The organism is Bacteroidales bacterium, from assembly GCA_035647615.1.
Classification (GTDB): domain Bacteria; phylum Bacteroidota; class Bacteroidia; order Bacteroidales; family 4484-276; genus SABY01.
Genome location: DASRND010000022.1, coordinates 20,026 through 40,002 on the forward strand (window position 1 = coordinate 20,026; position 19,977 = coordinate 40,002).

The following is a 19,977-nucleotide window of genomic DNA, read 5'->3' on the forward strand; positions in this document are numbered from 1 at the left end:
TTAAAAAGAAATATTAAAACTCGACTTTGGGGGCCTTTTCAGCTCCGGCATCGGCTTCAAAGTAGGGCTTCTTCTCAAAGCCAAACATACCGGCAAAGATATTCTGCGGAAACTGCCGGATGTAGCTGTTGAATGTCTTCGTTTCTTCGTTGAACTTGCGGCGCGCATTGGCAATCCGGTTTTCGGTGCCTTCGAGCTGTGCTTGCAGTTCGAGGAAGTTGGTGTTGGCTTTCAGTTCTGGATAGCGCTCCACGGTGACGAGCAGGCGGCTTAGCGCCGAAGAAAGGGCTTGCTGCGTTTGCTGTACCTTTTCGATGGTGGCAGCATCCATGTTATCAACGTTCAGATTTACGCTGGTGGCATTGGAGCGAGCCTGGATTACCTGCGTCAATGTTTCCTGTTCAAAATCGGCGTAACCTTTTACGGTGCTCACCAGGTTAGGAATCAGATCCATGCGCCTCTGATAATCCGTTACTACCTGTGACCAGGCCGCTTGTACCTGCTCATCGAGCTTTACCATGTTGTTGTAGGTGCCTTTGAAGCTTCCGTAGAGCACCAGCACAATTATTACAATGATTCCAAGCGTAATCCATAGTCCCTTATTTTTCATGTTTTTAAAATTTACAAATTAATTATTTAAGAACAAAATGATTAAAATTAAGATTCTTGTTCATTTTAACCGCAAAAGTCAAAAAAAGTTTCATTGTGTGCTTTAAGCTTTCTTTGCGTGTTTTGTTATTTGGTTAATTAGATTTATCGGGTAGCTTTCTTATGAGGATAACAGCCTTGGTAGTCGTACGCTTCAACATTGTTTATCCATGCTTACGGGCGGCTACAATGGCTCCTTGTATGGCAATCTTATCTCCAGTAATATTATGATCGCTGAGCAGATAACATCCGTTTTGTTGGATATTTATAACGTAAAAAAACGACGGGAGACACAACCCGGCGAGCTACCGGAACCAAACGATGATAGCGAAAACAATAGCCAGTTATAGCTTATTGTTCAACTTTGCAACGGTGGGCTTAGTCGTTAGTAACCAGCTTAAATCCAATACCGTGTACATTGATTAGCTCCACGGTTTCATCCTCTTTCAAAAATTTGCGGAGCTTGGTGATGTACACGTCCATGCTGCGTGCGTTGAAATAGCTGTCGTCGTTCCATATTTCCTTCAGGGCATGGCTTCTGTCGAGTACATCGTTAAGGTGCATTGCCAACAGTCGCAGCAGAGCCGATTCCTTGGAAGTTAGCTTTTGTTCTTTGCCGCTGATTTTGAGAAGCTGACGGTTGTAATCAAAAGTGTACTGCCCGATCCTGAAAATGTTATTGGCGGTTTGGCCCTGTCGTGCGTTGGCGCGCCGGATGATGGCTTGCATGCGCACCAGGAGTTCCTCCATGCTGAAGGGCTTGGTAAGATAGTCGTCGGCTCCGAGCGAAAAGCCTTTCAGCTTATCCTCCTGCATCGATTTGGCGGTGAGAAAAAGAACAGGGATACGTTTGTTTTTTTGTCGGATTTCTTTCACCAGCGTAAAACCATCTTTTACAGGCATCATTACGTCGACGATGCAGAAGTCGAAGTTGGAATGCATAAAAGCATTCATGGCTTCTTGTCCATTCACGCATAGCGTTGTGTCGTAGCCTTTGATGTCGAGGTACGATTTCAATACGTTTCCAAGATTCTTGTCATCTTCGGCCAATAATACTCTAATTTTTTCAGCTCCCATAGTAATGGAATTTTGATGTTTTCTGGATTATTTGAATTTGTAAAATTAACTTTTTTTTAGATGATTACTCTCTTTTATTTTTTTCTTTCTAAATTACACATGCACAGACTACTATGAGGCACGCTTCCTTTTGTTGCTGAATGGGATGTAGATGCAAAATTTAGAGCCTTTTTTCAGTTCACTTTCTACGGTTACCCTCCCACCATGCAGCTCAATTATTGTCTGTACGTAGCTCAACCCCAACCCAAAACCTTTTACATCGTGCACATTTCCGGTAGGCACACGATAAAGTTTATCAAAAATCTTTTTCTGATTTTCGTGGCTGATGCCCATGCCATTGTCCATCACACAGATCTTAACGCCTTCATTATAATTAGCGGTGGTAATGCGGATGCGCGGGCGGCGGGGAGAATACTTGTTGGCATTATCGATAAGATTGGTGATGGCGTTGGTAAGGTGCATTTTGTCACCCGACACCACTGGCTTCTCGGCGCCTTTATTAAATACCAGAGAACCATCTTTCACCTCAACCTGAATGAGCAGATTACTAACCACCATATTGATCATATCATGAATATTCACTCTTTCGCGATTGAACCGAAAATTTTCATTTTCGATGATGGCTGCCTGCAGTATTTTTTCGGCAATCGCGGCCAGACGGTTATTTTCGTCATTGATTACCCTCAGATAATTATCTGCAAGCTGTTCGTTACGTTTTATGGTTTCATCGCGCAGGGCTTCGCTGGCCAGCGAAATAGTGGAGATAGGCGTCTTGATTTCATGCGTCATATTATTAATAAAATCATTTTTCATTTCCGAAAGGCGTTTTTGCCAAACAATGATTTTGAGAACATAAATAAAGAGCATGATAATGATGAAAATCAGCACTAGCGAAATGAGAATGATCCCAGCCATTTGTTTGAGTATCAGCCGCATTTCGTAAGGGAAATAGATCATCAGGTAATCGGGCTTAGGCGAAAATTCGTAAGGATAAAGCGTGAAGACGAAGCCCTGTTTGAGTAGTTCGGTTTTGTACTCGTCAGAACTTTCGTAGATCATCCGGCCTTTTCCCGAGGAATAAACGCCATAAGCATAGCTGTTGGCAATGTTGTGCATCTGCAATTCGTGCATCAATAACGAATCGAGTACCGCCATATTCAAGTGGTTTTCGATTTGAAATGGTTGGCTTCCGTCAACAATCTCCGCAATAATTTCCTGTGCCATGTTCGACTTTTGCAATAATCGGTGTAGGTCGGCACAGGTTTCTAATGAATCAAGATCAGCGGGTAGCGCCAGGCTTAGAGAGTCGATGATAGAGAGATAATTGATAAAATGATTTCGCGTCTGGTTGCCCTGGCTAAGGGTGTGGTAGGTTTTAATTATCTCAAGCTTGTAAACCACCTCCTTGGCTGCCGAATTTACTTTGTTCTCAAAATTGACCCTTTCGATGCTGATGGCATTGCGTACCCAGTAAAACTGCACTGCAGCAAGACTTAGCAGCACAATGGAAACGATCACAATGACTAATGTTATCAAATTTCGGTTCATCTGGCAGAGTTTCGATCAGCATTTATTTTGTTTGTGGCAGCTTTTTTTGAAAGGTTAGTTTAGCGCCTGATGCCTACAAAGTTATCTTTTCAAACTCCCGCAAATAATTGCTTAACCATCTTTAACGTTTGTTACCCTCCTTTAACCGCTCAAACTACCTCATATTTTTATGTTTGCCAACAGAAAATTTGTCGTAAATCACAATAAATCATTTTAATAAAAATGAACGACTTATGTTTTTTGTAAGAAATAATTTCTGATTCATAAATTTTGGTTTTTGGTTTAAAGTGCAGTCACCCCGGCTGCACTTTTTATTTCATTGCCAAAAAGGAACTTCTAAGAAAGTAAATCTGAAAACAATAAAAATATGGAAACGCTGAAATTAGAATTGCACGGTAAGCTCATCGACAAATCAGCTCTCGAAGCGATGCAGCCTGAGATAACCGCGGTTCATAAACGTCTGCTTGCAAAAACCGGAAAAGGAAATGATTTTTTGGGATGGATGGATCTGCCTGAAGAAATTGATGAGAAACTTCTGCAACGCATCGAGGCTACTGCAGCGCACCATTCTGAGATTTCTGATCTACTACTGGTAATAGGTATTGGGGGTTCGTATCTCGGAGCACGCGCTGTAATCGAAGCACTCAAAAACAACTTCGACATGCTGCTGCCGAATGATCGTCGCCGCAAGCCTTTGGTAATTTATGTGGGTCAGAATCTTTCGGGTGATTATCTCTCCGATTTGCTCGGATTGCTCGACCGGTATGATTATTCTGTTAATGTAATTTCCAAATCGGGTACCACCACTGAGCCAGCCGTGGCGTTCAGAATACTGAGAGAACATCTCGAAAAAAAATATGGCGCCGATCAGGCACGTAAACGAATCGTTGCCACCACCGACAAGGAGCGCGGCGCATTGAAGCAACTATCCGACGAGCAGGGATATCCTACCTACGTTGTTCCTGATGATGTGGGCGGCAGGTATTCGGTACTTACTCCGGTGGGCTTGTTGCCCATTGCCATCGCCGGCTTCAACATACGTGAGCTGGTGAAAGGAGCTGTAGATATGCGTAGTCAATTGATTGCGAGCGATTCGGTTTTCAATAATCCGGCAGCTAAGTACGCAGCAGCGCGCAATTTACTTTATCGCCAGGGCAAGAAGGTGGAGATCATGGTGAATTACCAGCCCGGGCTTTATTATTTCGGCGAATTTTGGAAACAACTTTATGGCGAAAGTGAAGGCAAAGAAGGCAAAGGAATATTCCCTGCAAGCGTAGTCAACACCACCGATTTGCATTCGATGGGGCAATACATCCAGGAAGGCGAGCGCATACTTTTCGAAACGGTGCTCTCGGTCAGAAATTTTGACAACCCTCTCACAGTACCCTCCGACGAACAAAATCTCGATCAACTAAACTTCCTTACCGGAAAACACGTGGATGAAATCAACCAGACAGCACAAACTGCCACTATGCTGGCACATCTCGACGGTGGCGTTCCGAACATAACCATCACCATTCCCAAAATAAACGAATACTATCTCGGACAGTTGATCTATTTTTTTGAGTTTGCGTGTGCACTTAGCGGATATTTACTTGACGTCAACCCATTCGATCAACCCGGTGTTGAGGCATACAAAGTAAATATGTTTGCATTGCTGGGAAAACCCGGTTACGAGAAGCAGACCGAAGCTTTGCGTGAGCGACTCAAATAGAAGTTAGGAAAAAGAGATGAGTGGTGAAAAAAAGTAGATAGTTGGTAGGAAGTAGTAGGCAGCCCTCTGTCAACAATCAGTAATCTCCCATGCGCTTCGTGCCTTGCTCTCAGCACCCTGACTTTACTCAGGCTGCAGATGATTGCATGCTTTTTCGGCAGCAATTTTTTCGGCGCCTTTTATCGAAAAATCCTGGCCGGTGGCACAAACTTTTCCATCTACTGTTATTTCTACAATATATTGCCGGGAGTTGCCTGTGCCTACTTCTGTTACGACATCAAACGACAGGTCACGGTGCTCTTTTTGCGACCACTCGATAAGTTTGCTTTTAAAGTTCGCTTCGGTATTTACCAGCTCATCTATATCAAAATGCACTTTGATGATGCGGCTCACAATGATGCGACGGGTAAATTTATAGCCCCGATCTAGATACAGGGCGCCGATAAATGCCTCAAAAGCATCGCCATTCATCGAGCGGAATACGTTGCGCGAATCCTGGTTTGACTGGATAAATTCGTCGAGTCCCAACTTGCGCGAGAGCTTGTTGAGCTGTTCGCGGCTTACGATCTTGCTACGCATCTCCGTGAGGAAACCTTCGTCTTTGTATGGGAATTTTTTGAAAAGATAATCGGCCACCACCGAGCTTAGCACGGCATCGCCCAAATACTCGAGACGCTCATTGCTAACCTTGTGACCATTGGTGTGCACAGCTACACTGCGGTGCAGGAAAGCTAGTTTATACAACGAAACATTTCCGGGACAGAACCCGAAAATGTTTCGTATGGAAAAAATAAAATGTCGGTCAGCAGAAAAGTAACCTTTAATTCGGTTATAAAGATTTAAAACCAAAACAGGATTATGCTTTAAATTTTTTCACAGCCAGAGAGGTGTTGTGACCACCAAAACCAAAGGAATTGGAAAGCGCCAGATTAACCACTCTTTTCTGCGCCTTATGGTAGGTAAAGTTCAGGGCGTTGTCGATGTCGGGATCATCGGTGAAGTGGTTGATGGTTGGCGGAATAATATCGTTTTGGATTGTAAGTACAGTGGCTACCATTTCGACAGCAGCAGCGGCGCCCAACATGTGACCGTGCATCGACTTAGTGCTGTTGAGGTTGATTTTATAAGCATGCTCGCCAAAAAGACTGACGATGGCTTTAGGTTCGGCGATATCGCCCACCGGAGTAGAAGTGCCATGGGTGTTGATATGATCAACTTCCTGAAGTTGCATTCCTGCCTCTTCGATGGCAAATTTCATGGCCAGCAAAGCGCCCAGCCCGTCGGGATGGGGTGCTGTAATATGGTAAGCATCGGCAGTACTGCCCACTCCTACCAGTTCAGCGTATATTTTTGCGCCGCGCTTAATGGCGTGCTCATATTCTTCGAGAACAATGGTAGCAGAACCTTCGCCCAATACAAATCCATCGCGGTCTTTATCGAAAGGACGCGAGGCAGTTTTGGGGTCGTCGTTGCGGGTAGAAATAGCATGCATGGCATTGAAGCCGCCGATGCCAGCGGGATTGATGCCTGCTTCCGATCCACCGGCCAGGATGATGTCGCTCTTGCCCAGTTTGATGTAATGAAACGCATCTATCAGGGCGTGCCCGGCCGAAGCACAGGCAGAGGTAGTGGCATAGTTGGGGCCTCTGAACCCATGTTTGATCGAGATATGCCCGGCAGCTATGTCGCCTATAATTTTAGGAATAAAGAAAGGATTGAAACGTGGATTATCCTCGTTGCGCCCAAATTCTGCTGCATCATACAAAAAGGTGGTAAAGCCACCAATGCCTGTTGCCATAATTACACCTACGCGATTCAGATCGACGGCCTCGGGATCGAAACCCGCATCTTTTACTGCCTCATCGGCAGATATCATTGCGTACTGTGCATAAGGATCGAGCCTGCGGGCTTCTTTGCGTTCGAAATAATTCGTAGCCTCGTAGCCCTTGATCTCACAGGCAAATTGCGTTTTATATTTTGAAGCATCAAAACGGGTAATATCAGCAGCACCACTCACTCCATTGAGCAAACCGTCCCAAAAAGCATCGACAGTATTGCCTAACGAGGTAATGGCACCCAACCCTGTTATAACTACTCGTTTCAAGTTCATAATTGGAGGGAAGATTATTTTGTGTTGTCTTCGATGTATTTGATGGCGTCGCCCACAGTGCCAATTTTTTCGGCCTGATCATCCGGGATAGCAATGTTGAATTTTTTTTCGAATTCCATGATCAACTCAACGGTGTCGAGTGAATCAGCGCCCAAATCGTTGGTGAAGCTGGCTTGAAGGGTTGCTTCGTTTTCATCAACTCCAAGTGTATCAACGATAATCGATTTTACTCTTGATGCAATATCTGACATAATTTAAAAATTTAAGTTAAACAGGGCGCAAAGGAAATACTTTTCTAAATACTTACCAAATGATTTTTTTATGTTGATGATTTTTAAGGTTTTTAAAAGCGTGATTTACAAGTTCTTACAAGTGACCAAACCTTCGATAGCATCACTCCCGAAGCACGTTTTGGATTAAAAAGAACAAAAAAGCGTTTCTTTGAAAACTATTGCATGATTTGATCATTATCAGTTTATTATGAAAAAAATTGCCATCCTTGCTTCAGGCAGCGGCACCAATGCCGAGCGCATCATCCGCTATTTTTCAACGCATCCTTCCATTGGTGTGGATATGGTTTTGAGTAATCGTTCGGATGCTTATGTGATCAGGCGCGCCGAAGCCTTACAAATTCCGACAAGGGTTTTTACACGGCAGGAACTTGCCGATCCTGATGGAATAGCTTCTCTGCTCAAAAGTCGTAAAATTTCACTCGTAGTGCTGGCCGGTTTTTTATGGCTCGTACCGCCTGCCCTGCTGGATGCTTTCCCGCAAAAAATCATCAATATCCATCCAGCTTTGCTCCCCGACTATGGCGGAAAAAAAATGTATGGTAGCCGCGTGCATCAGGCGGTTATCGATGCCGGCGAAACTGAGAGTGGCATCACCATCCATCAGGTGGACGCACAATACGATCGGGGGAAAATACTCTTTCAGGCACGATGCCCGGTGGTGCCAAATGATACAGCTGATATCCTCGCACAGCGTATTCACCAACTGGAATACCAACATTTCCCAAAAGTAATCGAGCAACTGCTTAGCTAACCAGAGGTGGTTTTACATCTGAATCAGGAGATCTGCAAATTTTCCAATCCGACAACTTTTCTTTTGTGCTTACGCATAATGATCGTAATTGTTACTTTCATTTTTCTGGCGCGTTTTGATGTTTTCGATCACCTGCTGCTTTTCTTCTTCTGTCATGCGCCACCAGGTGGTTGCTTCCTCTTTGGTTCGCCGGCAACCGATACAAATACTTTTGTCGTCGTAGGTGCATATCGACAGACATGGATTTTCGATTTTGGTACTCATCGGGTTTATTTTTTAGAAAAAATAGAATGATAGCAAAGATAGATTTTATAGATCGCTCAGCGAAAGAACAATCTACGCGATCTCACACTAAAAAGCCTTCATTTTCGCCGATAAGGTTTTAATTGTATTTTTGTTTACTTTTCATTTGGTATTTGTATCCAAAGGAATTTATGGTAGCCGTCAATTCGAGGCATGGCAGATCGATTTATTAAAACTAGAAAATCCTGACCTACTATGAATAATGTTTTTAATCCATCCACTTTTGAGGTCGATTGGAGCTATCGAACCATCCTGGTGGTTGAAGATATAGAAGCCAACTACAAATTTATGGAAATGGCCTTGCAAAAAACCAAAGCACGCATTGTCCACGCAAGCACCGGCACCGAAGCCATCAATATGTGTGCGGCAGACAACAACATCGATTTGGTGCTTATGGATGTTCATTTGCCGGGCATCAGCGGTTATGATGCGGCACGCGAAATAAAAAAAATGAATAGCAGTATTACAGTCATTGCCCAAACGGCGTTTGTGTTTTCCGGTGAACGGCAAAAAGCTTTTTATGTAGGATGTGACGAATACATCGCCAAGCCTGTGTGCAGTGATGAACTCATTTTTACAATAAAAAACTGTTTGCTCGATCGCGGTAAAAAAGCCTGACAAATCATCCAAAATAGAATATAACTTATGGGAAGTAAAACAAAGATCCCGCATTTTTTTGGTTTACGCATTTACATTGTTTCGGTATTAATGTATCTGCTGCTGGTAATGCCTTTTGCCGGATTGCTATTGCTGCAAAATCTCCCTAAATTAATCGAGAAAAGCAACGAGTTTAATTTTGGTGCCGGAAATGTTCGTATCGATAACAGAGGCTTGCCAACCTTAACTTCGCCGCCTCTGACGATTGCCGACACGATGGCGGCCGAAAAACAGGAGGAACATTGGGAGATGGCAACAGATTTGCAAAATGAAATGATTTCCTCCTCATTCGATTTTTTGACGAAAATTGCATTGCCGATTGCCTTTCTCGCAGGATTTATTTTTAATTATCCGTTCAAGCGCTATTTCCGGCGAAAACGCAAAGGACGTTTCATCTCTGAAAGGCTTTTTAATTTTTGTAAAAAATACCTGCTGCTCTCTCATTGGATCAACGCCGCCATCGTAGGATCAGCTTTGGCTGGCACGCTAATTTACATGATGGTGCTGTCAGCCCGATCCACCGAAGCCGTCCCTATGTTTAGCCGCTTTTTGGTAATCTCGTTTTTCTCCGCATTGCTCGCGGTATTGTTTATGTATTTCTGGCAGAAGCATCGGGTTCATATCAAATACATCGACATCCTGTTTTCACCGGAAGAGCTGCGCCGACGGGTTTTCAAAAAGAATACAGGCAAAATCCGCTACCGTTTCTGGGTGTCGAGTGCCATGACAACCTTGCTGCCACTCTCCATCGTGATGGTTTACCTTATTATGAGCTTGTCGCGCATCGATCAACTGGGACTCACAAAGCTCAGCGAGGATCAGATGCAAATTTTACTTGGACGTTACAGCCCAATGCTCAGCAGTAGTATCAATCCAAATCCTATGGGGAATTTTGGAAATCTTTTCTTTGTTAATGTGATCGACGGGCTGGTGCTGTTTTTTGGTATTGGCGTGGGCATTTTTGTCTCGCTGATTTACATCCTGATGTTTGTAAAATGGACCACTCAGGGAATTGTTTATCCCGTAAGGGAATTGATTTACAACATGCAACGCACCGGAAAGGGCGGGCCGACCAACTACACGGTGGTGCGCAGCAACGATGAAATTGGCGAACTGGCAGAGCGGTTCAACGACATGTCGGGCGAGATTGAAAGCTATATTGCCAACATCGAAAAGGTGAACATGGCCTATTATCGTTTTGTACCCCGACAGTTTTTGGATTTTCTAGGAAAAGAAAGCATTACCGAAGTGCAGCTTGGCGATCAGGTGCAGAAGGAGATGTCGGTGCTCTTTACCGACATCCGCGACTTCACCTCCCTCTCCGAAGAAATGACGCCCAAGGGCACTTTCGATTTTCTTAACGAATACCTCGGCGTAATGGAGCCGCTCATAGCACGTAATAATGGATTTATCGATAAGTACATCGGCGACTCCATCATGGCGCTTTTTGTGGGCAACGTCGAAAACGCAATCGATGCAGCCATTGAGATGCGTGCAGCCCTGGCCGATTTTAATCTGCAACGCAAGCTCGAAGGCAAAAACCCTGTCGACAGCGGCATAGGAATACATACCGGAAAACTTATGCTTGGCGTAGTAGGCGGGCTCGGTCGCATGGATGGCACGGTGGTGTCGGACGCCGTCAATCTGGCATCGCGGATCGAGGGATTGACAAAAATTTACGGAACCGGCATTATTATCTCGCAGGATACCCTTATCAAAATTCAGGATCCCGGCCGCTATAACTACCGTTTTCTGGACGTGGTGAAGGTGAAAGGGAAAAAAGAAGCCGTGTATATTTTAGAAATTCTTGATGGCGAGAGCCAGCCTTCCCGGAAATTAAAAATAGAAACAAAAGCCGATTTTGGTAAGGCGATGCAACTTTATAAAAACAAGGAATTCGACCCGGCGTTAGAATTGTTCGACAACATCTACCACCGCAACCCTCACGACCATGCTGCTGCCCTTTACATTGCCCGCTGCCGCAACATCATCGACTTTGGACTGCCTCACGACTGGGACGGCATAGAAACGCACAGGGATAAGTATTGAACGGGAAGCTGGGAAAAAGTTGGTAGTTTTTAGAAGGTAGAAATTAGAAAGGAATATTTCGTATAAACGCCCGCTCGGGCATCTTTACGATTTTGAAGATCAAAAAATAATTTCAAATTTCGGAATGGTTGGTATCCGGTTAAAACCCATAGAAAATTATGTTTGCCGGTCAGTAATGAATTTGATTAAAAATAAGGTTTTTCAGTCCTCAATTTGACGGAGGTACTTTGCCAGACTACCTACCCGACAACCAAAATAGAACAATTGAGAATTTTCCGCAGACCTAAATTACCAGTTACAACACCTTTGCTATTGGCTATCACTCCCTACTGTAAAGCGTTCTTGGAGCTTGCACCCTAAAACTGATATACATGCCTGACGCAAAAAAAAGAGGCTGTCTCGTTTTTGAGACAGCCTCTTTTCTTAATTTCAAATGGATCCTTACAACTTAGTAAATGTAAAGGCATTCGCTCCAAATGAACCCTCATCAACAGTGATCGTGAAAGTCATTTGATATGTTCCATCACAAGTGTTAAGAACACCAAACCCTTCGTATGCGATGTTGTGATACTGAAAGGCGATAGATGCAAGTACAGTTCTTTCTGCCTTAACTTTAAAGTTAAACGGATCTACAATCATCTTCAGCGGTCCCTGGTCTTCAGTTAAACCGTCAAGCTCAGCCAATCCTGTTACATAAAGTATGTACTCATCAGCAGGATCAGTTGTGATAGTGATAGGTCCATCAGCACCCCAATCATCACTTACAGCCTTATAAGCGCCGGTAACAATATCAGGATCATACGCACAAACCGCAGCGGCATTAATTACTGCATTTGATCTGTACGTCTTTCCTTCTTGAACCGTTAAAGCTTCTATAGTAAATACATCACCAGGCTCAATGGCATCGAGTTGGATTCCCAGAGCAGTAGCTACTTCATGCATATAGATTGTTACATCTTTTGCAGGGAATATGGTAGTATTCCTAACAGGAACTCTGACCAAACCTTTCTTATCATAATTATAAGAAGCAACAAAAATTACCTCACTTACCTCAGCAGTAGCATCCACGTCAAACTTAATGAAGGTGTTTGCAGGATCGTTTACGTCAAAAAAAGCAGGGTCAAGGTTCGTAATTGAAGGCACAACACCTTCGCCTCTCTGACCTGCGGGATCAACAACATCGGTTTCACAGGCCGAAAAGGTTAGAACCATTATTGCCAAAACGGCTAAAATCTTGTATGTTTTCATGTTCTATTTATTTATATTTTTAAAATTAAAAACTTAGCGTGTGCCACCAGCCCACCAAACGTTATCAGTGTAAACATAAGCGCCGGTTCCGTAAGCTGCGAGAATGTTCAGGTTGGTAGTTACATCATCGGCTCCATAAGAGTACCTCAGCGGGAATTTGAGTGTGTTTGCCAATTCAATAACATTATCACCCATTGCTCTCAGGCGGCGGATGTCGTTGTAAGCTTCCACGGCTTCTGATTCGAAGAAGGAGAAGTACTTTTGTGTCATCACCTCTTTGAGTGGATTGGAAGTGAACTTCGCCTTAAGAGCCTCACGGTAAGCCGAATCCAGTTCCATTCCTACCTCTACCTTTGCGAAGGCAGCTTCTACAGCTTCTTCCAGGATAGTTTTTGCGTCAGCTAAATTGCCTTTGCGTACCTGAGCTTCTGCTTTGAGGAAAAGGATTTCGTGATAGCTAAGCAAATAGGTAGGAGCCGTAGGGCTCATAATACCAGAAATGCTATAGTAACCCTGGCGCTGATCAGGTCCGCCATTGGGGGCAAAATTCAGATCGGATTCGCCGGGATAGGGAATGAAGAATACATCATCGCGTGGGTCGTCGCGCTCGATAAGTTTTTCATGCAAACTTGTACTTGCTCCAAAATAATCCCTGTCGATAAAGAAGGTTTCAAATGGGCTGTTGGTAGTTGATCCGTTATAGACAAACTTAGCCTCCTGGCCTGCAGAAGTAAAAGAGTTGTTGGCAAATTCGAGTACCTTATCCCAATTAGGTTCACGCATTGCAAGGCGAGCGGTATAGCGGGCTTTAAGACCCCAGGCGAATTTTTTCCAGTTGGCAATATTTCCTCCGTAGATAAAGTCCTGTGTACCCAACTTTTCGGCAGATTCTATATCCAGGTTAGCAAGGGCTACATCCAGCAAGGGGAAAATCACTTCCTTGTACAGAGCTTCCTGCTTGTCGAGTTTAGGCTGGAAAATTATACCCGGCTGCAGCGCTTCCGAAAAAGGAACATCGCCCATAAGGTCGGTCAGCATCGCCAGGTTGTAGGCTGTTAAGATTTGTGCAATACCTCTGGTGTGGATGTTTTTTTCTTCTTCGCCACCTTCGGAGGTTTTGTTAATGATAATCTTCAGGTTGTAAAGATTTTCGTAAACAGAGCCCCAGGTGTTGTTGTAGGTGGTAGCCAATGAAGGCTCACCCGAGCGCATTTCGGCACCATACATCTGATTGTAGATACCTACGTTGTGCTCAACATATACTGATGCATAAAAAGCAAAGTCGCTTCCGGTAATCGAAAAAGCTGTTTTGGTCATTACATCGGTGATGAGCAGTTTTGAGGGAACATCTAAAGGATTGTTTTTGTTGACGTTGATGTCTTCAAGCACATCCTGCGTGCACCCGGCCATTATCGCCAACAGTACCGGGATGGCTAAAAATTTTATTATTTTGTTCATTTTCATTGAGTTTAAAGGTTAAAAATTTAAGCTGATACCAAAACCATAACTGGTAGTCTGAGGCATTGAAAAACGCTCAAACGCACCTCCCATGTTGTTGTTACCCTGTGATGCTTCGGGGTCGAAGTTTGGCAGTTCGGTCCAAAGCAGGATATTACGGGCATATACAGAAATGGTAAGTCCTACATCCTTCATAAAACTTTTGGGTAAAGCATAGCTAAGCGTTACTTCTCTAAGTTTTAAGAAAGAATTGTCATAAATGTAGTACTCATCAATGTTGGTAAGTACATCGGCAATCAAATCCTGGAAAGCTTCCGGATCTTCGGGACCGCCACGTACGATATCGTTGGGTGTTCCGTCAGGTTTTACTCCATCAAAAATAAATGTGCTGCTGCGGTCTTCTGTATTGGCAGAAACACCATAGAGATCGAGCAGACCGTTTGAACCAGAATACATTTGACCGCCTTGTTTCCAATCGAGTGTAGCTGTGAGGGAAATGCCTTTGTAGCTGAACCGGTTTGAAAAACCAAGGATGAAGTCAGGAGAAACTTCTCCGATAACATCCGGAGGGCCATCCTGTGGCATACCATGGTACCAGGCACCCGGCTCGTCATAAACCAGGATTTTGCCATTCTCGTCGCGCAGGAATGAGCTACCATAAATAACAGGGAAGGTATTACCAATGCCTGCTCTAACCTGTGGAGTTACGAAACCACCCAGAAAAATGCTTTCAACACCGGGAGCAAGTTCGTTCACCATGTTGTCGATTTTTGAGAAGTTCAGAGTGAAATCCCAATTGAAACCCTGACCAGTTACCGGCGATGCGTAGACAGTGGCTTCATGCACATTAGTTTGAATTTCGCCACCGTTCATCACCAGCGCTGAAGCGCCTGTGGAGGCAGCAACAGGAACCTGGAATATCTGATCGGTAACCAACTGATGTGAATAGCTATAATCGAGGCCTAGGCGGTTGTTGAAAAATTTCAACTCAGTACCTATTTCGTACGATTGGGTGTTCTGTGGCTTCAGATTCGGGTCGTACTGAACATTGTTGGAGAGGTAAGCGCTGTTACCACCAATGGGATATTGAACAGGAGTAGCACCCCAGAAGCCTCCACCGTAATTTGGCGAGGTGAAGAAGTTCTGATAATAACTACCGGCTTGTCCAACTTCAGCATACGATACACGTACTTTAGCAAATGAGAGTACGGGCATATCGCGCAAGCTTTCTATCTCTGTTATTACAAATCCTAATGATACCGAAGGATAGAAGAAATAGTTGTTGTCGCGGGGCATGGTAGAAACATAGTCCTGACGGCCTGTTGCGTTCAAATACAGCATGCCTTTGTAGTCAAGAGAAAGGTTTCCGAAGAATCCTACTGTACGATCTTTGTATTGCGACTCGTCAGACTGTTGAATTTTGGCATTACCCATGTGTGCCCAGCCTCCAAAGTTGAAGCCTGTTCCGTAATCTTCATAGAATTTACGGTTTCTTTCGTTAAATTCATTACCAACTAACGCTGAGAAATTAAAATCGTCGTTTATTTTCCAGTTGTAATTAACGGTAAGCAGTGAGTTCATGGTTTGATTAGAGACACCATAGTTATTTATCTCGCCTGTGCTGCCTTTGTGACCATATTCAAAGATGTCCTGATAGTGCGAAGTATAGACGTCGGTACCAATTTGATAACGGGTTTTCAGCGTCATGTTGTCTGCGATGTAGGGGTTGTATTCCACAAATCCGTTACCGAAGAAACGATCCGTTGATTCTGTAAATTCGTTGTGAGCTGCTCCCCAGTATGGGTTATCAAAAGTAAGCGACCGATAATAAATCTGTGCATAAGGATCGGTGGGCAGATTGGTGGGAATACCTGCAAGGTCGTAGTTCGGCGGAGCGGCAAACACACCTGAAATCGAAGCATCGTTTGCAGCAGGAAGTTTATCAACAGATGTCCGGGCATAATTTGCCGAGAAACCCATTCTCCATGCTTCATTTAGTTTGGTTTCGCCTGCAGCCTTAGCATTCCATCTGTCCATACCTGTCGAAGGTACAATACCTTCCTGGGTGGTGTTACCAATACCAAAAGCGATGTTGCCTCTTTCGGTGGCCTGGCTAATATTAAGAGAAGTTGTTGTTGTAAAACCAACATCAAAGAAATCTCCAAAATTATCATAAACCTGCGGTTTTACCCATGGGTCGAGGCCGGCACGCTCCCGCTGTGGAACAAAATACATTCCGGGGTGTCCTTGCGAGTTACCACCGTAGTCAGGATCATCGGGCAGTTTGGTGATTTCTGGCCCCCAGGCGAAAGAAGTGTTGGGAACGTTGCTACCATAGCTTCCCTGTGCATACTTGGTTTGGAAGTCAGGTGTACGTGAAACTTTTTCAAAGCTGGTAAAGTTGGAGAACGAAATGGCAGGTTTGCCAATTTTGTTTCCTTTACCACTTTTGGTGGTAATGATTACCACACCATTGGAGGCTCTAATGCCGTAAAGGGCTGCAGCGGCCTGACCTTTGAGGATGTTGATGCTCTCAATATCGTTGGGGTCAATGTCGACAGCACGGTTGGCGATGTCGACACCAGTTACACTGTTGCCTGTAGAGAAGTCAGCCGTTGATGAAATTGGCAAACCATCTACAACATACAGCGGTGTGTTGTTTCCCGAAAATGAACGTGCACCACGGATAATAAGCTGTGATGATGCACCTGGCATACCCGACGATGGTTTGATTTCGACGCCGGATAATTTGCCCTGAAGGGCTGATGATAAGCTGGATGAACCAGACCGCATAAGGTCTTCGCTCTTCACTTCCTGAACGGCATATCCCAGTGCTTTGCGTTCCTTAGTAATACCCAGAGCGGTTACTACCACACCTTCGATGGCTGTAGCCGATGGTTCCATGCTTACATTGATAACAGTTTGTCCTGCTATGTCTCTCTCGACGAGTTGCATCCCAACAAAAGAGAACTTCAGCGTTTGAGCTTCCGGCGGTACATTTAGGTTGTACCTACCCTGAAGGTCGGTGGTGGTTCCAAAGGTTGTCCCTTTAACAACAACCGAAACTCCCGGAATGGTAGTCCCGTCCTCAGCATTTGTCACAGTACCGGTAATGGTCCTGGTTTGTGCCTGTGATACTTGCATCCCGATGAAGAACATCAGGGCAAGGAAAAGTGTAAATTTTCTCATAATTGAAGAATTGGTTAATAATTAAAAATAAGTCCCTAGTTAATTGTTATTTAAAATGTAATACACTATAAAATTTCTACCATTTTATTACTCTTTCACATCCACCTTTAAAATTCACACAAATTAACGAAAAATTAGTTTAACTTTTACAAAATTATTTTTTCTTCACACGTATCTATTTATCCATCAATTAATAAACACCTTAATTCATTCCATTCTTTGCTTTTATCAGGATGAAAAAGATCGCTTTTCCCAATAATACCGCGCTTAAAAGTGCATAAAGTGAACTGAAATCGTCAATAATTTGAAAACCCGAACAAGTTTTTTGAAGCTATAAGAACGTGTAATGGAATGTAAAACTCAGCACTTCGTTGTATTGCCCGCGGTTCCATCGATATGTTTGCCCTTTATAATGTGGCCGCACCGCCAGTATAGAGTTGGAATAGCGCACGTTGAATTGTAAATGCTCAGTAAGCCAGATAAACAGCCCGAAATTGCCACTCAGATCAGTAGCATTGAAGGGAGGCTCAGTGAGGATAAAACCATCGGCTTCCTCGTAGCCTTTGATGAGCACACCCAGTGATGGCCCCACTTCAAGGGTAAATATCCTGCCGAAATCCCATTTGTAATTGAGAAACAATTCCACGTAGTTGAGTCGCAGCAAATAGGTGCTAAAGTCGAGGGAGTCAGGATTTTTGCGGCTGCCCTTCTGAACAAAGTTCAGTTCCATCTGCGCCGAAGAGCGCTTGGTTAAGTATCGGTTTACGAAGGCACCGGCATACACACCCGCTTTGTTGGGCCCTTCCAGCCGGTCGCCGGAGATTTCTGCTGCGCCTACTCCCGCCAGAAAACCCCCGTTGAACTTTTGCGCGCTAACAGTCATCATAGATATTATGAAGATGGCGAATGTAAAAAGTATGTGTTTATTCATCTGCATAGTATTTGTTAATAGCCTGATATTTTGAGGGAGTAAAATTAATATTATTTTTAACGCCGCCGCAAACTGGTGTCCTTTGTCAAAAACGAATCGATATCCGGCGATACATGATGCTTTGTTTTACCAGCACATCATTATTTTTTTATGAAAAATGAAAGTTTTAAAATCCTGCTTGTTGACGACGAAAAAGATATCCTCGAATTTCTTGGTTACAACCTGAGAAAAGAAGGCTATCAGGTGAGTACAGCACGCAATGGCAAAGATGCCATCGAAATTGCAATTCGCGAAAAGCCCAGCCTGATTATCCTGGATGTGATGATGCCCCGCATGGACGGCATCGAGACTTGCACGGCAATACGCAACATTCCGGAACTCAGCAGCAGCATCATCGTTTTCCTTACAGCGCGTGGCGAAGACTATAGCCAGATAGCAGGATTTGAAGCCGGTGCCGACGACTACATCACCAAACCCATAAAACCAAAAGTGTTTGTCAGCCGTATCAAAGCGTTGCTTCGACGCTACAAAGAACCAGAAATAGCTGTCGAAGAAATCAATCTCAACAACATAACCATCGACCGACAACAATACCTTATTATAAAGGACGACCAGGAAATTTCACTTCCTAAAAAAGAATTTGAACTCCTGCTGCTGTTGGCTTCTACACCCAACAAGGTTTTCACGCGTGAAGAAATTTTTAGCAACGTATGGGGCGACGACGTGATTGTAGGCGACCGAACCATAGATGTGCATGTGCGTAAAATCCGCGAAAAGCTTGGCTCGGAAATTATCACCACCATCAAAGGCGTTGGTTACAAAATGGAATCGTGATGAAAGAAACCAGTCCTTCGAGACTTGCGCTTTACAACGCACTGTTGATAGTTATCATTTTCGCGATACTCCGAAGTGTTGCCGGGCAAATGTTCCCGTCACTCAATGTCGTGGCCATGCTTGTGCTCGACGCGGTGCTTTTTGTACTGATTTTTATTTCCTTTCAATACACCCTAAAGCGTTTTATTTATCAAAAGATAAAACTCATCTACAAAACCATTTACAACCTGAAACGCAAAAAAGGCGACAAAGACGAGCGGCGTTACTTCGACAACAAAACTATCGACTCGGTAAACCAGGAAGTGCAGGAGTGGGGCGAAAGCCGTAAACTGGAGATAGAGCAGCTAAAGCAAAATGAAAAGTACCGGCGTGAGTTTTTGGGCAACATTTATCACGAACTTAAAACACCCATTTTCAACATCCAGGGTTATGTGCTCACATTGCTCGACGGTGGCCTGGAAGACCCTGCCATCAATCGCGATTATCTTTTGCGCACCAGCAAAAACATCAACCGCATGATCGCCATCGTCGAAGATCTGGAGACCATCTCCAACCTGGAGACTTCGCAAATAGCGCTCAACTTTGCCCCTTTCGACATCGTGGAACTTGCTGCTGAGGTTTTTGATTTTTTGGAGATAAAAGCCCGCAAGCGCAAACACGAACTCACCTTTGCGGCTATTTACGATTCACCCATTTTGGTGTTTGCCGATAAAAAATGGATCCGTCAGGTGCTGGTCAATCTGGTAGAAAATACGATAAAATATGCCTCCGGAAAAGCAGGTCTGACGCGTTTAAGTTTTTTTGACCTCGACGAAAATATCCTTGTGGAGATGACCGACGACGGGCCGGGCATTGCAGCCGAAGAAATACCGAGAATCTTCGAACGCTTTTACCGCACACATAGCGCCCGCTCACGCGAAAAATCAGGCACCGGACTGGGTCTGGCAATTGTGAAACACATCATCGATGCCCACGACCAAACCATCAACGTTCGCAGCCGCCTGGGTGTAGGGACTACCTTTGCTTTTACACTCAAAAAAGGCGGGAACCGGATGTGAGACGCGGGGCGCGAGGAGCAAAGAGCATGGCGCGGAGAGCATGGCGCAGGGCGATATTCCCTGAATAATTGGAATGCTGCTGCCTGCCGATTGAAGACTGCAGGCTGAG

At 44.3% G+C, this 19,977-nt stretch carries 18 protein-coding genes; 7 read left to right on the top strand and 11 right to left on the bottom strand.

Translation table 11 applies throughout. The annotated features are described in order from the left end of the window. Nucleotides 1–13: 13 nt before the first annotated feature. Complete coding sequence (locus VFC92_07095) at nt 14–610, bottom strand: LemA family protein (GenBank protein HZK07952.1); 597 nt, start codon at nt 608–610, stop codon at nt 14–16. 208 nt (nt 611–818) lie between these two features. On the opposite strand from VFC92_07095, the gene VFC92_07100 reads away from it, so the two are divergent. Then, nucleotides 819–998 (top strand): hypothetical protein, encoded by a 180-nt coding sequence (locus VFC92_07100; GenBank protein ID HZK07953.1) that lies wholly within the window; start codon nt 819–821, stop codon nt 996–998. Nucleotides 999–1,026: 28 nt separating this feature from the next. Here VFC92_07100 and VFC92_07105 read toward each other — a convergent pair whose 3' ends face one another. Then, nucleotides 1,027–1,725, bottom strand: a complete 699-nt coding sequence (locus VFC92_07105; GenBank protein ID HZK07954.1) for a response regulator transcription factor — start codon at nt 1,723–1,725, stop codon at nt 1,027–1,029. Between the two features lie 111 nt (nt 1,726–1,836). Beyond that, on the bottom strand, nt 1,837–3,273 hold the full coding sequence (locus VFC92_07110; protein HZK07955.1) for a HAMP domain-containing sensor histidine kinase: 1,437 nt from the start codon (nt 3,271–3,273) through the stop codon (nt 1,837–1,839). A gap of 367 nt (nt 3,274–3,640) precedes the next feature. Between VFC92_07110 and VFC92_07115 the strand changes: the two genes are divergently transcribed. Then, entirely contained in the window at nt 3,641–4,987 is a 1,347-nt protein-coding gene (locus VFC92_07115; GenBank protein HZK07956.1) for a glucose-6-phosphate isomerase, read from the top strand. A gap of 123 nt (nt 4,988–5,110) precedes the next feature. Here the strand turns inward: VFC92_07115 and rnc are convergent, their stop codons facing one another. The 3 genes from rnc to VFC92_07130 are packed head-to-tail and all read right to left on the bottom strand — an operon-like array spanning nt 5,111 to nt 7,348. Beyond that, nucleotides 5,111–5,836, bottom strand: a complete 726-nt coding sequence (gene rnc / locus VFC92_07120; GenBank protein ID HZK07957.1) for a ribonuclease III — start codon at nt 5,834–5,836, stop codon at nt 5,111–5,113. A 7-nt stretch (nt 5,837–5,843) separates the two neighbouring features. Further along, nucleotides 5,844–7,097, bottom strand: a complete 1,254-nt coding sequence (fabF, locus tag VFC92_07125) for a beta-ketoacyl-ACP synthase II (protein HZK07958.1) — start codon at nt 7,095–7,097, stop codon at nt 5,844–5,846. 14 nt (nt 7,098–7,111) lie between these two features. Then, on the bottom strand, nt 7,112–7,348 hold the full coding sequence (locus VFC92_07130) for an acyl carrier protein (GenBank protein ID HZK07959.1): 237 nt from the start codon (nt 7,346–7,348) through the stop codon (nt 7,112–7,114). Between the two features lie 226 nt (nt 7,349–7,574). Here VFC92_07130 and purN point away from each other — a divergent pair, with 226 nt between their 5' ends. Further along, nucleotides 7,575–8,141 (top strand): phosphoribosylglycinamide formyltransferase, encoded by a 567-nt coding sequence (gene purN, locus VFC92_07135; GenBank protein HZK07960.1) that lies wholly within the window; start codon nt 7,575–7,577, stop codon nt 8,139–8,141. 69 nt (nt 8,142–8,210) lie between these two features. Here the strand turns inward: purN and VFC92_07140 are convergent, their stop codons facing one another. After that, nucleotides 8,211–8,405 (bottom strand): DUF1289 domain-containing protein, encoded by a 195-nt coding sequence (locus VFC92_07140; GenBank protein HZK07961.1) that lies wholly within the window; start codon nt 8,403–8,405, stop codon nt 8,211–8,213. A 234-nt stretch (nt 8,406–8,639) separates the two neighbouring features. Between VFC92_07140 and VFC92_07145 the strand changes: the two genes are divergently transcribed. Next, nucleotides 8,640–9,062: a response regulator gene (locus VFC92_07145; GenBank protein ID HZK07962.1), complete on the top strand. Its 423-nt coding sequence runs from the start codon at nt 8,640–8,642 to the stop codon at nt 9,060–9,062. A gap of 27 nt (nt 9,063–9,089) precedes the next feature. Continuing rightward, nucleotides 9,090–11,150, top strand: coding sequence for an adenylate/guanylate cyclase domain-containing protein (locus tag VFC92_07150; GenBank protein ID HZK07963.1), 2,061 nt, complete (start codon nt 9,090–9,092; stop codon nt 11,148–11,150). A 441-nt stretch (nt 11,151–11,591) separates the two neighbouring features. Here VFC92_07150 and VFC92_07155 read toward each other — a convergent pair whose 3' ends face one another. The 4 genes from VFC92_07155 to VFC92_07170 form a co-directional block, all read right to left on the bottom strand. Beyond that, nucleotides 11,592–12,398: a hypothetical protein gene (locus VFC92_07155; protein ID HZK07964.1), complete on the bottom strand. Its 807-nt coding sequence runs from the start codon at nt 12,396–12,398 to the stop codon at nt 11,592–11,594. A gap of 33 nt (nt 12,399–12,431) precedes the next feature. After that, on the bottom strand, nt 12,432–13,856 hold the full coding sequence (locus VFC92_07160; protein HZK07965.1) for a SusD/RagB family nutrient-binding outer membrane lipoprotein: 1,425 nt from the start codon (nt 13,854–13,856) through the stop codon (nt 12,432–12,434). 18 nt (nt 13,857–13,874) lie between these two features. After that, nucleotides 13,875–17,045, bottom strand: coding sequence for a SusC/RagA family TonB-linked outer membrane protein (locus VFC92_07165; protein HZK07966.1), 3,171 nt, complete (start codon nt 17,043–17,045; stop codon nt 13,875–13,877). A 331-nt stretch (nt 17,046–17,376) separates the two neighbouring features. Beyond that, complete coding sequence (locus VFC92_07170) at nt 17,377–17,976, bottom strand: outer membrane beta-barrel protein (GenBank protein HZK07967.1); 600 nt, start codon at nt 17,974–17,976, stop codon at nt 17,377–17,379. Between the two features lie 150 nt (nt 17,977–18,126). Between VFC92_07170 and VFC92_07175 the strand changes: the two genes are divergently transcribed. Together VFC92_07175 and VFC92_07180 are read left to right on the top strand one after the other, a co-directional pair. Continuing rightward, on the top strand, nt 18,127–18,810 hold the full coding sequence (locus VFC92_07175) for a response regulator transcription factor (GenBank protein HZK07968.1): 684 nt from the start codon (nt 18,127–18,129) through the stop codon (nt 18,808–18,810). Continuing rightward, on the top strand, nt 18,810–19,868 hold the full coding sequence (locus VFC92_07180) for an ATP-binding protein (GenBank protein HZK07969.1): 1,059 nt from the start codon (nt 18,810–18,812) through the stop codon (nt 19,866–19,868). The genes VFC92_07175 and VFC92_07180 overlap by 1 nt, the downstream gene beginning before the upstream one ends. Nucleotides 19,869–19,977 lie beyond the last annotated feature (109 nt).